11 protein-coding genes, 3 rRNA genes and 1 pseudogene are annotated in these 15,605 nt (G+C 64.4%); 14 read left to right on the top strand and 1 reads right to left on the bottom strand.

Going from position 1 to position 15,605, the window contains the following annotated elements; all coding sequences use genetic code 11:
- Nucleotides 1–249 (bottom strand): annotated as a pseudogene (locus BN10_RS17510) (hypothetical protein); the annotation flags it as partial.
- A 140-nt stretch (nucleotides 250–389) separates the two neighbouring features.
- Here BN10_RS17510 and tyrS point away from each other — a divergent pair.
- The 14 genes from tyrS to BN10_RS13620 form a co-directional block, all read left to right on the top strand.
- Nucleotides 390–1,670, top strand: coding sequence for a tyrosine--tRNA ligase (gene tyrS, locus BN10_RS13685; RefSeq protein WP_010851851.1), 1,281 nt, complete (start codon nucleotides 390–392; stop codon nucleotides 1,668–1,670).
- A 654-nt stretch (nucleotides 1,671–2,324) separates the two neighbouring features.
- A 16S ribosomal RNA gene (locus BN10_RS13680) occupies nucleotides 2,325–3,844 on the top strand.
- A gap of 343 nt (nucleotides 3,845–4,187) precedes the next feature.
- A 23S ribosomal RNA gene (locus BN10_RS13675) occupies nucleotides 4,188–7,305 on the top strand.
- Between the two features lie 77 nt (nucleotides 7,306–7,382).
- Nucleotides 7,383–7,499: ribosomal RNA gene (rrf, locus tag BN10_RS13670) — 5S ribosomal RNA — on the top strand.
- Together the 16S, 23S and 5S rRNA genes form the textbook arrangement of a ribosomal RNA operon.
- A 104-nt stretch (nucleotides 7,500–7,603) precedes the next feature.
- Complete coding sequence (locus tag BN10_RS13665; protein ID WP_156917246.1) at nucleotides 7,604–7,852, top strand: hypothetical protein; 249 nt, start codon at nucleotides 7,604–7,606, stop codon at nucleotides 7,850–7,852.
- On the top strand, nucleotides 7,849–8,565 hold the full coding sequence (locus BN10_RS13660) for a tetratricopeptide repeat protein (protein ID WP_010851848.1): 717 nt from the start codon (nucleotides 7,849–7,851) through the stop codon (nucleotides 8,563–8,565). Before BN10_RS13665 ends, BN10_RS13660 begins: the two co-directional genes overlap by 4 nt.
- Nucleotides 8,562–9,494, top strand: coding sequence for an HAD-IIA family hydrolase (locus tag BN10_RS13655; protein WP_010851847.1), 933 nt, complete (start codon nucleotides 8,562–8,564; stop codon nucleotides 9,492–9,494). Before BN10_RS13660 ends, BN10_RS13655 begins: the two co-directional genes overlap by 4 nt.
- Nucleotides 9,495–9,539: 45 nt before the next feature.
- Complete coding sequence (locus BN10_RS17505) at nucleotides 9,540–10,235, top strand: hypothetical protein (protein ID WP_010851846.1); 696 nt, start codon at nucleotides 9,540–9,542, stop codon at nucleotides 10,233–10,235.
- Entirely contained in the window at nucleotides 10,232–10,450 is a 219-nt protein-coding gene (locus BN10_RS17500; protein WP_040751958.1) for a hypothetical protein, read from the top strand. Before BN10_RS17505 ends, BN10_RS17500 begins: the two co-directional genes overlap by 4 nt.
- Nucleotides 10,392–11,246, top strand: a complete 855-nt coding sequence (locus BN10_RS13640) for a TlyA family RNA methyltransferase (RefSeq protein ID WP_324603540.1) — start codon at nucleotides 10,392–10,394, stop codon at nucleotides 11,244–11,246. The genes BN10_RS17500 and BN10_RS13640 overlap by 59 nt, the downstream gene beginning before the upstream one ends.
- A gap of 35 nt (nucleotides 11,247–11,281) precedes the next feature.
- Entirely contained in the window at nucleotides 11,282–12,187 is a 906-nt protein-coding gene (locus BN10_RS13635; RefSeq protein WP_010851844.1) for an NAD kinase, read from the top strand.
- The gene (gene recN, locus BN10_RS13630) at nucleotides 12,187–13,941 is read left to right on the top strand and encodes a DNA repair protein RecN (RefSeq protein WP_040751955.1); all 1,755 of its coding nucleotides are present in this window, start codon (nucleotides 12,187–12,189) and stop codon (nucleotides 13,939–13,941) included. The genes BN10_RS13635 and recN overlap by 1 nt, the downstream gene beginning before the upstream one ends.
- On the top strand, nucleotides 13,898–15,094 hold the full coding sequence (gene steA / locus BN10_RS13625) for a putative cytokinetic ring protein SteA (RefSeq protein WP_010851842.1): 1,197 nt from the start codon (nucleotides 13,898–13,900) through the stop codon (nucleotides 15,092–15,094). The genes recN and steA overlap by 44 nt, the downstream gene beginning before the upstream one ends.
- Nucleotides 15,091–15,605: copper transporter (locus BN10_RS13620; RefSeq protein ID WP_198014063.1), on the top strand; the 515-nt coding region annotated here is incomplete at its 3' end. The genes steA and BN10_RS13620, both read left to right, overlap by 4 nt.

Below are 15,605 nucleotides of genomic sequence, written 5' to 3'. Positions count from 1 at the left end.
CCCCCCCAGCCACTCTGGCAGGTGGGGTCGCAGGAGGGGCCACCACGCGGACTCCTTGCGCAGGCCGGTCTCGGCGTCGGCGTCGCGGGGGAGGCGCAGGACGAGGTCCGCGCCGATGCGCCACACGTCGTGCTCGGTGCCGGAGGTGGTGAGCCGGCGCAGCGGCTGGTCGGCAGCGCCGGGCAGCGCCCCGGACAGCAGTCGGCGCACCAGGGCCGTCCGGCCGTCGGCATCGAGTCCCTGGGGCATCCGCCCATCCCAGCGCCCGGCCGGTGCGGAGGCAAACGGTTTGGGCGTGGCAGGCTGTGACCGCCACCCGACCCGGGGTGGGGAGCAGGCGGCATACCCGGCACGGACGGGGCCGACGGACGAGAACGGAAGCGACGAGCGTGAGCGACATCCTCGACGAGCTGCAGTGGCGCGGAGCGGTGGCCCAGACCACCGACGAGGCCGCGCTGCGGGAGGCCCTCGCGGCGGGACCGATCACGCTCTACTGCGGCTTCGACCCCACGGCGCCCTCGTTGCACTTCGGGAACTTCGTCCAGCTCGTGGCGCTGCGACGCTTCCAGCGGGCCGGGCACAAGGTGATCTGCCTGGTCGGTGGGTCGACCGGTCTCATCGGCGACCCCAAGCCGACGAGTGAGCGGCTCATGAAGACCAAGGAGCAGACGGCGGCCAATGTCGCCCGGATCAAGGAGCTGGTGCGGCCCTTCCTCGACTTCGAGGGCACCGACCCCGCCTGCGCGCATCCGGCCGTCATGGTCGACAACCTCGACTGGACCGCACCCTTGTCGGCGCTCGACTTCCTGCGCGACGTCGGAAAGCACTTCCGGGTCAACCAGATGGTCAAGAAGGACGCCATCGCCGCGCGTCTGGAGAGCCAGGAGGGGATCTCCTTCACCGAGTTCAGCTACCAGCTCCTGCAGGCGCTCGACTTCCTGGAGCTCTACAGGCACCACGGCTGCACGATGCAGATCGGCGGCTCGGACCAGTGGGGCAACCTCACCGCCGGCGTCGACCTCATCCACAAGGTCGAGGGGGCCGACGTCCACCTGATGACCTCGCCGCTGCTCACCGACGCGTCGGGCGTCAAGTTTGGCAAGTCGGAAGGCAACGCGATCTGGCTCTCGGCGGACATGACGAGCCCCTACGCCTTCTACCAGTACTTCCTCAACATCGAGGACGCCTCGGTCATCACCCTGCTCAAGGTGTTCAGCGACCGGGGACAGGAGGACATCGCCGAGCTCGAGCGACAGGTGGCCGAGGAGCCCTTCCGGCGCGCGGCGCAGAAGGCGTTGGCCGGCGACATGGTCACCCTCGTGCACGGCTCCGAGGCGTATGCCGCGGTGCTCGCTGCGTCGGAGGCACTCTTCGGCAGGGGCGACCTGCGCTCCCTCGACGCCGACACCCTGCGCGACGCCGTGGCCGAGCTGCCCACGGGGCCCGTGGCCGTGGGGATGCCCATCACCGAGGCCCTCGTCGCCGTCGGCCTCGTGGAGTCCCGCAACGCGGCCCGGCGGGCGATCGCCGATGGCGGGGCGTCGGTCAACGGCACGAAGGTGAGCGACGCCGAGTCCGTGCTGACCGAGGAGGACTTCCTCCACGGCGAGGTCGCCATCCTGCGCCGGGGTCGCAAGGCGATGGCCGCCGGCCGCCGCGAGCGGTCCTGACGCCCGACCCGAACCTCGCCGCATGACACGAGAGGCCGGATTACTTTGTGGCAGAGGCCAACTCGCGCCAGCGGCATCGGCAGGGGAGGGTCGTCGGGAGGGCCGATTTGGAGTTTGCCGAGAACGTCATCTAATGTTCTCGACGTCAGCCCGACAGGGAGGAACGGACGCCAAGCGGCGGAGCACGAGCTGGTCTCGAGCACCGCACCAAGCAGGCCGGTCCCAGGACTGACACCCACCCACCGAGGAGGCTCGCAGAGCCGATTTGGAGCGTCGCCAACTGGACGCTAAAGTAGTGGGACCGCAGAGATCCAAGCGCGATCTGATCCGCGAAGCTCCTCGAGAGCCGCGGATTTGACGCCCAAGCATGGACGCGGGTAAGTTGGAATGGTTGCCCCAAAACGAGATTCACCGAATCGAGTGATGGTGCGCGTCCGAACCTTGAGAACTCAACAGCGTGTCAAAAATCGATGCCAATTAACCTCGTCACGAGGTGACGGCAAGCGGGCCAAACGGCCTGTGCGACGTCGTCCTCGTACGAAAATCCTTTGGTTGGACAACGAACAACAGCGAAAGCTAGTTGTTTGTGCTCAGCCTGGAAACAACCCTTCGATGGGTAACGATTTCTCCACCTCCGGGTGAGAGAGTCAAACATCAACGGAGAGTTTGATCCTGGCTCAGGACGAACGCTGGCGGCGTGCTTAACACATGCAAGTCGAACGGTGACGAGGAGCTTGCTCCTCCGATCAGTGGCGAACGGGTGAGTAACACGTGAGTAACCTGCCCCAGACTCTGGAATAACAGTTGGAAACAGCTGCTAATACCGGATACGAGACGGAGAGGCATCTCTACCGTCTGGAAAGTTTTTCGGTCTGGGATGGACTCGCGGCCTATCAGCTTGTTGGTGAGGTAATGGCTCACCAAGGCGACGACGGGTAGCCGGCCTGAGAGGGCGACCGGCCACACTGGGACTGAGACACGGCCCAGACTCCTACGGGAGGCAGCAGTGGGGAATATTGCACAATGGGCGCAAGCCTGATGCAGCAACGCCGCGTGAGGGATGACGGCCTTCGGGTTGTAAACCTCTTTCAGTAGGGAAGAAGCGAAAGTGACGGTACCTACAGAAGAAGCACCGGCTAACTACGTGCCAGCAGCCGCGGTAATACGTAGGGTGCGAGCGTTGTCCGGAATTATTGGGCGTAAAGAGCTTGTAGGCGGTTTGTCGCGTCTGCTGTGAAAATCCGGGGCTCAACCCCGGACTTGCAGTGGGTACGGGCAGACTAGAGTGTGGTAGGGGAGACTGGAATTCCTGGTGTAGCGGTGAAATGCGCAGATATCAGGAGGAACACCGATGGCGAAGGCAGGTCTCTGGGCCACTACTGACGCTGAGAAGCGAAAGCGTGGGGAGCGAACAGGATTAGATACCCTGGTAGTCCACGCCGTAAACGTTGGGAACTAGGTGTGGGTCTCATTCCACGAGATCCGTGCCGCAGCTAACGCATTAAGTTCCCCGCCTGGGGAGTACGGCCGCAAGGCTAAAACTCAAAGGAATTGACGGGGGCCCGCACAAGCGGCGGAGCATGTGGATTAATTCGATGCAACGCGAAGAACCTTACCAAGGCTTGACATATACCGGAAACACCCAGAGATGGGTGCCCCGCAAGGTCGGTATACAGGTGGTGCATGGTTGTCGTCAGCTCGTGTCGTGAGATGTTGGGTTAAGTCCCGCAACGAGCGCAACCCTCGTTCTATGTTGCCAGCGCGTAAAGGCGGGGACTCATAGGAGACTGCCGGGGTCAACTCGGAGGAAGGTGGGGATGACGTCAAATCATCATGCCCCTTATGTCTTGGGCTTCACACATGCTACAATGGCCGGTACAAAGGGCTGCGAAATCGCGAGATGGAGCGAATCCCAAAAAACCGGTCTCAGTTCGGATTGGGGTCTGCAACTCGACCCCATGAAGTCGGAGTCGCTAGTAATCGCAGATCAGCAATGCTGCGGTGAATACGTTCCCGGGCCTTGTACACACCGCCCGTCAAGTCACGAAAGTCGGTAACACCCGAAGCCGGTGGCCCAACCCTTGTGGGGGGAGCCGTCGAAGGTGGGACTGGCGATTGGGACTAAGTCGTAACAAGGTAGCCGTACCGGAAGGTGCGGCTGGATCACCTCCTTTCTAAGGAGCACTGGTCGCGACAGCGATCCAGAGCCTGGTCTGACTGCGAATGTCGGTCAGCAGGTGCTCAAGGGTGGAACATCGATTATTTGGCGCTGGACTCGAGCCGGCGCTGCAAGTACAAGTCGAAAGACAGTGGAACGCAGCCGGCAAGGGAACAGCGCCTGACACGTTGTTGGGTCCTGAGGGCTCGGGAGCGCAAGCTTCTACCTCAGGCCGGAAACGGCCCAGGACCTTCACCACGGACGAACCGCCGAGTCTTCGGTAGGCGCCGATACACGTGAAGGGACCGCCCGTATGTTGAGAACTACACAGTGGACGCGAGCATCTTAAAATCTTTGTGCATCAAGTTTTTAAGGGCAAACGGTGGATGCCTTGGCACCAGGAACCGAAGAAGGACGTAGGAATCTGCGATAAGCCTCGGGGAGTCGATAACCAGACTGTGATCCGAGGATTTCCGAATGGGGAAACCCGGCTGGAGGCAAGTCCAGTCACTCCCGCCTGAACACATAGGGCGGGTAGAGGGAACGTGGGGAAGTGAAACATCTCAGTACCCACAGGAAGAGAAAGCAACCGCGATTCCGTGAGTAGTGGCGAGCGAAAGCGGAAGAGGCTAAACCGAGCATGTGTGATAGCTGTCAGGCGTTGCATGTTCGGGGTCGTGGGACCTCTTGGTCAGTTCTGACAGACTGACATGGAGTCAAAAATTCGCGCCATAGTCGAAGGACATTGAAAGGTCCAGCACAGAGGGTGCCACTCCCGTAGACGAAATGACGCGAACTCCAGAGAGTCATCCCAAGTAGCACGGGGCCCGAGAAATCCCGTGTGAATCTGGCGGGACCACCCGCTAAGCCTAAATATTCCCTGGTGACCGATAGCGGACAAGTACCGTGAGGGAAAGGTGAAAAGTACCCCGGGAGGGGAGTGAAATAGATCCTGAAACCGTTTGCCTACAATCCGTTGGAGCCTCCTTGTGGGGTGACAGCGTGCCTTTTGAAGAATGAGCCTGCGAGTTAGTGCTCAGTGGCGAGGTTAACCCGTGTGGGGAAGCCGTAGCGAAAGCGAGTCCGAATAGGGCGCCATAGTCGCTGGGTCTAGACCCGAAGCGGAGTGATCTACCCATGGCCAGGCTGAAGCGACGGTAAGACGTCGTGGAGGGCCGAACCCACTTAGGTTGAAAACTGAGGGGATGAGCTGTGGGTAGGGGTGAAAGGCCAATCAAACTCCGTGATAGCTGGTTCTCCCCGAAATGCATTTAGGTGCAGCGTCACGTGTTTCTTACCGGAGGTAGAGCTACTGGATAGCCGATGGGCCCCACCAGGTTACTGACGTTAGCCAAACTCCGAATGCCGGTAAGTGAGAGCGTGGCAGTGAGACTGCGGGGGATAAGCTCCGTAGTCGAGAGGGAAACAGCCCAGACCACCAGCTAAGGTCCCCAAGCGTGTGCTAAGTGGGAAAGGATGTGGAGTTGCATTGACAACCAGGAGGTTGGCTTAGAAGCAGCCACCCTTTAAAGAGTGCGTAATAGCTCACTGGTCAAGTGATTCCGCGCCGACAATGTAGCGGGGCTCAAGCACACCACCGAAGCTGTGGCATTGACACTTTGCCCGGATATGACACCTGCGGGTTCATGTTCCAAGCGTGTTGATGGGTAGGGGAGCGTCGTGTGGCCAGGGAAGCGGCGGAGTGATCCAGCCGTGGAGGCCACACGAGTGAGAATGCAGGCATGAGTAGCGAATGACGGGTGAGAAACCCGTCCGCCGAATAACCAAGGGTTCCAGGGTCAAGCTAATCTGCCCTGGGTAAGTCGGGACCTAAGGCGAGGCCGACAGGCGTAGTCGATGGACATCCGGTTGATATTCCGGAACCGGCGAAGAACCGCCCATGACGAACCTTTTGATGCTAAGCGCCTGAAGCTGATCGTGAAGTCTTCGGATGAATCTTTCAGTGGAGCGCGCGACCCTATTGAGTAGTAGTCAAGCAATGGAGAGACGCAGGAAGGTAGCCTCCGCGTGGCGATGGTAGTCCACGTCCAAGGGTGTAGGGAGTGAGATAGGCAAATCCGTCTCACACATATCCTGAGACCTGATAGTGACCGCGAATGCGGGAAGCAGGGTGATCCTATGCTGCCAAGAAAATCTTCTAGCGAGGTTCGAGCCGCCCGTACCCCAAACCGACTCAGGTGGTTAGGTAGAGAATACCAAGGCGATCGAGTGAATCGTGGTTAAGGAATTCGGCAAAATGCCCCCGTAACTTCGGGAGAAGGGGGGCCCAGACTCTGAAGTCACTTGCTGACTAGGGGAAAGGGCCGCAGAGACCAGGGAGAAGCGACTGTTTACTAAAAACACAGGTCCGTGCGAAGTCGCAAGACGATGTATACGGACTGACGCCTGCCCGGTGCTGGAAGGTTAAGAGGACGGGTTAGATCTTCGGGTCGAAGCTCAGAATTTAAGCCCCAGTAAACGGCGGTGGTAACTATAACCATCCTAAGGTAGCGAAATTCCTTGTCGGGTAAGTTCCGACCTGCACGAATGGCGTAACGACTTCTCCACTGTCTCAACCGCGAACTCGGCGAAATTGCACTACGAGTAAAGATGCTCGTTACGCGCAGCAGGACGGAAAGACCCCGGGACCTTCACTATAGCTTGGTATTGGTGTTCGGGACGGCTTGTGTAGGATAGGTGGGAGACTTTGAAGCCGGCACGCCAGTGTCGGTGGAGTCAACGTTGAAATACCACTCTGGTCGTTCTGGATGTCTAACCTCGGTCCGTGATCCGGATCAGGGACAGTGCCTGGTGGGTAGTTTAACTGGGGCGGTTGCCTCCTAAAAGGTAACGGAGGCGCTCAAAGGTTCCCTCAGCCTGGTTGGCAATCAGGTGTCGAGTGTAAGTGCACAAGGGAGCTTGACTGCGAGAGAGACATCTCGAGCAGGGACGAAAGTCGGAACTAGTGACCCGGCGGTGGCTTGTGGAAGCGCCGTCGCTCAACGGATAAAAGGTACCCCGGGGATAACAGGCTGATCTTGCCCAAGAGTCCATATCGACGGCATGGTTTGGCACCTCGATGTCGGCTCGTCGCATCCTGGGGGTGGAGTCGCTCCCAAGGGTTGGGCTGTTCGCCCATTAAAGCGGTACGCGAGCTGGGTTTAGAACGTCGTGAGACAGTTCGGTCCCTATCCGCTGTGCGCGTAGGAAACTTGAGAAAGGCTGACCCTAGTACGAGAGGACCGGGTTGGACGAACCTCTGGTGTGTCAGTTGTTCTGCCAAGAGCACCGCTGATTAGCTACGTTCGGAAGTGATAACCGCTGAAAGCATCTAAGCGGGAAGCACGTTTCAAGATGAGGTTTCCATGGGGCTTGCCCCGAGAGGCTCCCGGCTAGACTACCGGGTTGATAGGCCAGACGTGGAAGTGCAGTAATGCATGTAGCTGACTGGTACTAATAAGCCGATAACTTGATACACATCAAAAGTTTTGTTGTTCGCGTCCACTGTGCAGTTCCCGAGATACGGTCGGGAACGATTGACATCTCCATAGAGTTTCGGCTGTCATAGCGAAGGGGAAACGCCCGGCTCCATTCCGAACCCGGAAGCTAAGCCCTTCAGCGCCGATGGTACTGCACTGGGGACGGTGTGGGAGAGTAGGACGCAGCCGGACAATCATTCCAAATGGCCCGCCGATTTATCGGCGGGCCATTTCGGTTTCGACAGCGAGTCACGGCCCTGGGTCGCGCGCCAATGGTCTCGGCGGGTACCGCCGCGATGACCGGGGCGAGAGTCGCGGGGAGGGCCGCGGCGGTCCACGAGGTGGTGACCGACGCGGCGGCGGCGGTCGACGGGATGATCGCCGCTCCACTGGGGGAAGTCGGGAAGCTGGCCGCAGCCGTGGCGACGGCCCGGCGGCCGACCGGCGCGGCACGGGCCCTGGTGCCGAGCTTCGTCCGGACCAGAATCCCAATCGCCCGCCCCGGAAGCCACGCGTTCCCGAGCCGCCGCTACCTGACGACGTGACGGGTCAGGAACTCGATCGCTCCGTGCACCACCAGTTGCGAACCCTCACCAAGGAGAACGCCGAGGGCGTCGCCCGCCACCTGGTCATGGTGGCGGCCACCCTGGCGGCTGACGAGACGCAGTTGGCCCTCGCGCATGCGGAGACGGCTGTTCGGCGCGCTGGTCGCGTGCCGGCGGCTCGCGAGGCACTGGGGATGGTGGCCTACCGGATGGGCGACTACAACCGTGCCCTTGGTGAGTTCCGGACCGTGCGCCGCCTCAGCGGATCAAGTCACCTGCTTGCCTTGATGGTCGACTGCGAGCGGGGACTGGGACGCTTTGACCGTGCCCTGGAGCTGGCCAGTTCGCCCGAGGCACGAACGCTCACGGCCGCCGAACGTGAAGAACTCACCATCGTCGTCTCGGGAGTTCGACGCGACATGGGGCAGGATGCCGCGGCGCTGGTGGCACTTCAGGGTCCCGGGCTCAGGCGCAAGGGTGCCTTCCGGCTGCAGTACGCCTATGCCGACACCCTTGCTGCTCTCGGGCGCGCCGACGAAGCCCTCGACTGGTTCACGCGGGCCGCACTCGGCGATGTCGAAGGGGAAACCGACGCTGTGGAAAGAGTCGAGGAGTTGCAAGGGACCGTTCAGACGGATCTGCTCGAAGGCGACGACTCGGAGGAGTCCGGGGCCGAGGACTCACTGGGCACGGAGGACCCTGACGTCCGATGACGGCACCGTTCGAAGCGTATGCCGCGCTCATCTGCGATCTTGACGGGGTGGTCTACCGCGGTCAGGCCGCCGTTCCCCATGCCGTGGAAGCGCTGTCGACCCAGCGACGCCCCGTGCTCTACGCCACGAACAACGCTGCTCGAACCCCTGACGTCGTCGCGGCCCACCTGCGCGAACTCGGTCTGGCGGTCGAGGCCTCGGACGTCGTGAACTCATCGCAGGCTGCCGCGTGGTTGCTCGCGCGACACCAACCGCCTGGAGCCGCGGTGCTCGCCGTGGGTGGCCCCGGTGTCGGGGTTGCGCTGCGTGAGGCCGGATTCCAGGTCGTGGAACGCATAGGTACCGAGCGCGTCGACGCCGTCGTCCAGGGCTACGGGCCCACGGTGACTGCCTCGGACCTCGCCGAAGCGGCATACGGGGTGCAAGGCGGAGCCCTGTGGGTCGCGACAAACCTCGATTCCACGCTTCCCACGGACCGAGGCGTGGCACCCGGCGGGGGCTCCTTGGTGGATGCGGTCGTCAACGCCGTGGGGCGGCGACCCGACCTCGTGGCGGGGAAGCCCGAGACGCCGATCTACGAATTGTGCGCGGACCGGCTCGCGCTGCCACCCCAACAGGTGCTGGCCATCGGTGACCGGCTGGAGACCGACATCGCCGGTGCCAACAGCCTGGGCATGGACTCCCTCGTCGTGCTCACCGGAGTGGACGACCTGTCCGCCATCATCGGAGCGCCCGCCGCCTTGCGCCCCACCCACGTGGCGCGAGACCTCTCCTGTCTCATGCTGCCCGAGGCCGCGGCGGAGTGCGTGAGGCTGACCGACGAGGTCAAAAGGCAATGGGCGGCGGTCGACCGTGCGTCCGATCCGGAGGCACACCTGCGCCGGCTCGATGTCGACGGCCTCCTGCGAACAGTCACGTCCGCCGAGTAGCGTGGGCGAATCATCGCTTCAGCCATCCACGACAGGAGAACTCTCATGGCCAAGTCCTCGATCCAGGGATTCGTCGAACTCGCCTCCGGTTTGGGCGAGATGACCCGTGCTCGGGCAGCGGAAGCGGTCGGGGAAATCCTCGAACTGACGGCGAACGCCCCGTCGTCGAGCAAGAAGGTGGCCAAGCAGGCCAACAAGTTGGCCGAGGAGTTCGTCAGCGCGGCCGAGACCAATCGCCAGCAGATCACCCGACTCATCCGTCGCGAACTCGAGAATGCCATGTCGGCACTGGACCTCGGCACCGTGTCGGCTGAAGTCGAGAGCCTTCGACGCCGCGTCCAGGACCTGGCCGGCCAGGTCGAGGCGCTGGCCACGACTGCCCTTAAGCAGGGCGAGGACGCCGTCGCCGCGGGCTTGGCGGCACTGCCCGGCGCTGTGTCTCCCGGCGAATCCGCGCCGGAGCCCGCGCCAGCCGCGTCCAAGCCCGCATCGACGGCCACCCAACGGCTGGCCAAGCAGGCGTCTGCGAAGAAGGCACCCGCCAGGACAACGGCTGCCAAGAAGACTTCGGCCAAGAAGGCACCCGTCAAGACGACGGCTGCCAAGAAGGCGACCCCAAGGCCGGCTACGGCGGCGACGACGGCTGCCAAGAAGGCACCCGCGAAGGCGACGGCTGCCAGGAAGGCTCCCGCGAAGAAGGCTCCGGCGAAGAAGGCTCCGGCCACAAAGGCCACCACGTGAGTGATCATTTCGATCAGTCGGCTGCGCAGCCGCGGGATAGCGACGACGCCGAGCCATCCCGCAGCATCGACGCACCTCGCACCGGCGACATCGTCATCGATGCGGCCCTGACGGATCTGGCTGTCGCGGATGCGGGCGACCTCGATGCCATCCTCGATCGGGGCGAGGCCGTGCACCGCACGCTGCAGGGACGCCTGGCCGACCTGGGGGGATGAGATCGCCCGTCTTGACCTCGAACTGGTGCGCCGCGGGATGGCCCGATCCAGGGGGCACGCCAAGGAACTGATCGAGGCCGGCGACGTTGAGATCCCGGGCGGCCCGGCGACTCCCAAGCCGTCGACCGAAGTGGCAGCGGACGACGAGTTGGTGGTCACCGGCCCACCATGCCGATGGGTCAATCGCGGAGCCGAGAAACTCCACCACGCCCTCACCAGTTGGCGCATCGACGTTGGGGGTCGTCGTGCGCTCGATGTCGGGGCGTCCACCGGAGGTTTCACCCAGGTCCTGCTCGCCCACGGTGCGCGGCACGTCGTTGCCCTCGACGTCGGTCACGGTCAACTCCACCCATCGGTGGCCGCGGACCCACGTGTCTCCGACGTGGAGGGCGTGTCCGTCCGTGACCTGGACTCCCTGTCGCTCGATCCCTTCGACATTCTGGTCGCCGACCTGTCCTTCATCTCCTTGACGGTCGCGATGCCCGCCATGGCGAGGGCGGTCACGCCGGAGGGTGAGGTGGTTCTCCTGGTCAAGCCTCAGTTCGAAGTGGGGCGGGAGCGGCTCGGCAAGAACGGCATCGTCTCGCGCTCGCGGGATCGAGCCCTGGCCATCGGGCGGGTGGTGGACTCCGCGGCCGAGCACGGCCTGGGCGTGCAGGGCCTGCTGCCCAGTCCGATCTCGGGCACGCATGGCAACCGGGAGTTCCTGCTCTGGCTTCACCCGGCAGACGGGGCGGACATGGATCCGTCCGTGCTCACCCGTACGATCGAGGTGGTGTCCTCAGCGCCTCGTTGAGGAGACGCACTGGCCAGGACCGCCGAAGGAGATCGATGGACCAGCGACGGATCCTGCTCCTCGTGCATCCCACCCGGCGTGATGCCCAGGAACTCGCCGACGTGGTCGCCAAGCGGCTCCTCGCGGCCGGTGTCCAACCAGTGGCGTTGGCTGCGGACGTGCACGGTACGCCGATGGGGGACTGTGATGCCCTCCTGATGGCGGACCCGGCCAACCCGGCAGCAGGCTGCGAACTCGTGCTCATCCTGGGCGGCGACGGCAGCATCCTGCGCGGAGCCGAGTTGTCTCGCGGCACGGGGGTGCCGATCCTGGGAATCAACCTCGGACACGTGGGCTTTCTGGCCGAGGCCGACCCCGAGGAGATCGGCACCACGGTGGATCGGATCGTGGCCGGGGACTACCTCGTCGAGGAGCGAATGGCGCTCCAGGTGCGCGCCCTGCGTGGCGGCGAGCAGTTCTTCTCCTCCTGGGCCCTCAACGAGGTGACCGTCGAGAAGGCCTCGCGCGAGCGCATGATCGAGATGACCGTCGAGATCGACGGTCGTCCCCTCTCCACCTGGGGCTGCGACGGCCTCGTCATGGCGACGCCCACCGGCTCCACGGCATACGCGTTCTCGGCCGGTGGGCCCATCGTGTGGCCGGACGTCGAAGCCCTTCTGCTCGTGCCGATCAGCGCCCACGCGTTGTTCGCGCGACCGGTGGTCGTCGGACCGGCGTCCCGGTTGGCGGTCGAGATCCTCCCGCATGTCGACGCACAAGGCGTGGTGTGGTGTGACGGCCGCCGCGCCGTCGACCTCCCCAGTGGCGCGCGGATCGAAGTCGAGAGGGCGGTCGAGCCGGTCCGCCTGGCTCGGCTTCGGCAGGCTCCCTTCATCGACCGACTGGTCGACAAGTTTCATCTGGACGTCCACGGTTGGCGTGGTACTGGGCACCGATCCTGATGCTGAGCGACATCGCCATCACCGACCTCGGGGTCATCGACCACGCACGTCTGGACCTCGATCGTGGCCTCACCGTCCTGACCGGTGAAACGGGTGCGGGCAAGACCATGGTGGTCACCGGCTTGGGGCTGCTGTTGGGATCCCGCGCCGACAGCGCTCTGGTTCGCGAAGGCTCGTCACGTGCGGTCGTCGAGGGGGTGGCCTCCCTCCCTGACGGCCATCAGGCCCGCACAGTGGCCACCGAGGCAGGAGCGCCGGACGAGGCCGATCTGGTCCTGGTTCGCACGGTCAGTGCGGAGGGACGCTCACGCGCTCATGTCGGGGGCCGCATGGCGCCGATCGGTGTCCTGGCCGAGATCGGCGAGCACCTCGTGGCTGTGCACGGGCAGGCCGACCAATGGCGGCTGCGCCACCTCGACCAGCACCGTGACCTGCTCGACCGCTTCGGTGGTCCCGAATTGGAGCACGCGTTCACGGCATACCGGATGGCGTATGAGGACCATGCCAACGCACAGCAAGAACTCACCGAACTCCGCGCCCACGCCCGCGAACGGGCCCAGGAGGCGGCCGCACTCACGGTGGGTCTGGAGCGGATCGACGGCGCCGACCCACAGCCCGGCGAGGACCATGCCCTCGCGGTCGAGGCCGAGCGACTGGGTCACGTGGAAGACCTCCGGGCCGCCGCTTCGGAGGCCACGCTCCTGCTGTCCGGGGCTGACGAGGCCTCGGGGGTCGACGACGCCGGAGTGTTGGGTCGCATGGCGCGGGCGCGGTCCGCCTTGCAGCAGGCAGGGGACATGGACCCCGCACTGGCCGAGCTCGGGTCGAGGGCAGCTGAGCTGGGGCACCTCCTGACCGACCTGGCGGCGGACGTCGCGTCCTACGCGGCCGGCCTCGACGTCGAGGACGGACGCCTGGACGCGGTCAATGAACGCCGCGCCCTCCTGAGCGAGCTGACCCGTATCTACGGCGCGGACATCGACGAGGTGATCGCCTGGGGTCGCTCCGCGGCGGCCAGGCTGGGTGGGCTGCTCGACGACGACGGTCGCGTGGACCAACTCGATGCAGCCGTCGCGGACCTCGCGGCCGCCAGGGAAGTGGCCGCTCAAGATCTCACGAGGCAGCGACAGCGGGCGGCGGCAGAACTCTCGGCCGGGATCACGGCTGAACTGGCCCAGCTCGCGATGCCCCACACGGTCGTGGCGGTCGAGGTGCGCCCCGCGGCACGTCCGGGCCCGTCGGGTGCCGATGACGTGGAGATCGGTCTGCGATCACACGCCGGCGGCGTGCTGCGCTCCATTGCCCGATCGGCCTCCGGCGGTGAACTCTCCCGGATCATGCTCGCCATCGAGGTGGCCATCGCGCAGGCGGTCCCAGGGCCTCCGACCTTCGTCTTCGACGAGATCGACGCGGGTATCGGTGGCCGCGCCGCCCTCGCCGTCGGGGCTCGCCTGGCGCAGCTCGCCAGGCACAGCCAAGTCATCGTCGTCACCCACCTGGCCCAGGTCGCTGCCCATGCCGACCGACACCTGGTCGTGCGCAAGTCCGACGACGGTCACGTCATCCGCACCGAGGTCCATCGGGTCGAGGGGGCGGCACGACTCGAGGAACTGGCGCGCATGCTCGGCGGGACCGACTCAGCGGCCGCGCTCGAACACGCACGTGACCTCGTGGACCGGGTGGGCGGTCAGGTCGTCCGTGCGTGGGAGAATGGGCAGGATGTCCCCACGCCTGCGACCACTGAGAAACCGTGACTCCGACTATGCGGGGGTCAGCGGTGCGGTCCGGGTCGACAAACGCACGAAGAACCTGACCAAGCGGCTTCGACCCGGGGAGATCGCGGTCATCGACCACATCGACCTCGACAAGGTCAGCGCCGAGGCCTTGGTTGCCTGTCGACCGGCAGCCGTCATCAACGTCGCTCCGTCGATCAGTGGTCGCTATCCCAATCTCGGGCCGGAAATCCTCGTCGCTGCGGGCATCCCGCTGCTCGACAATGTGGGCAAGGGTGTCATGGAGCGCCTCGATGAGGGGGACTCGGTCCACCTCGAGGGCAACGTGCTCCTCAGCGGCGTGGAGCGGATCTGCGACGGGGACCTCCAGGATGAGGTGAGTGTCCGCGAGGCCATGGCTGCCGCCCGCGAAGGCCTCAACGACCAATTGGAGTCCTTCGCCGAGAACACGATGACCTACCTGCTGCGCGAGCGAGAACTGCTGCTCGACGGAATCGGTGTTCCCGACGTGCGCACCGAGTTCGAAGGGCGACACGCCCTCATCGTCGTCCGGGGATATCACTACAAGGAGGACATCCAGATCCTGCGCCACTACATCCGCGAATACCGTCCGATCCTCATCGGGGTCGACGGTGGTGCGGACGCCCTCATCGAGGCCAGGCTCCAACCCGACATGATCGTCGGCGACATGGACTCTGTGTCGGACAGCGCCCTCACCAGTGGCGCCGAGATCGTCGTCCACGCCTACCGTGACGGGCGCGCCCCCGGGCTCGAACGCGTCGAGTCCCTCGGGGTGACCGACGCGGTGGTCTTCCCGGCCACCGGCACCAGCGAGGACGTCGCCATGCTGCTGGCCGATGACAAGGGGGCCAGTCTCATCGTCGCCGTCGGCACGCATGCCACGCTCGTGGAGTTCCTGGACAAGGGCCGGGCCGGAATGGCCAGCACCTTCCTCACGCGGCTACGCGTCGGGAGCAAATTGATCGATGCCAAGGGCGTCAGCCGCCTCTATCGGTCACGAATCAGCGGGTGGTGGCTCATCGCCATGCTCCTCGTCGGGATGCTCGCTCTCGGGGCCGCGCTGAGCGCCACCGAAGGCGGGCGTGCCATGTTGCAACTCATCGGAGCCAGGCTCGATGACTTCTGGTCCACCATCGTGGGGGTATTCACGTGATCGATTTCCGCTACCACCTGGTCTCGATTGTCTCGATCTTCCTCGCGCTCGCCGTCGGCATCGTGCTCGGGGCGGGGCCGCTCCAGGGACAGATCGGTGACACCCTGACCGCCGAGATCACCCAATTGCGCAGTGACAAGGCCAGCCTGCGCACACAGGTGACCGGCCTGGAGCAGACAACCGCTGACCAGTCAGCGTTCGAGCAAGCCACGTTGCGTCGGGTTGTCGCCGGCGTCGCCTCGGGCCGGGGTGTGGCGATCGTGTCACTGCCCGGTGCGGAAGCCGACGTGGCCACTGCCATCGCAGACACGGTGGTCGCGGCGGGTGGCACAGTCGCCTCTCGGACCACCCTCGACGCGTCGTGGGTGGCGCTGGACGAGGCCACCGTGACCAAGCGGGACGACCTCGCCAAGGAGTTGGCCACCATGACCCGGGTGGCCACCGTGACGACGAACGACACCGCCCTACCGTTGTTCGATCGTGTGCTGGCGGGGGGGGGGGGGGGGGGGGG

It is taken from the genome of Phycicoccus elongatus Lp2, assembly GCF_000367525.1.
GTDB lineage: Bacteria > Actinomycetota > Actinomycetes > Actinomycetales > Dermatophilaceae > Phycicoccus_A > Phycicoccus_A elongatus.
This window is presented reverse-complemented; position numbering and strand designations above follow the sequence as displayed.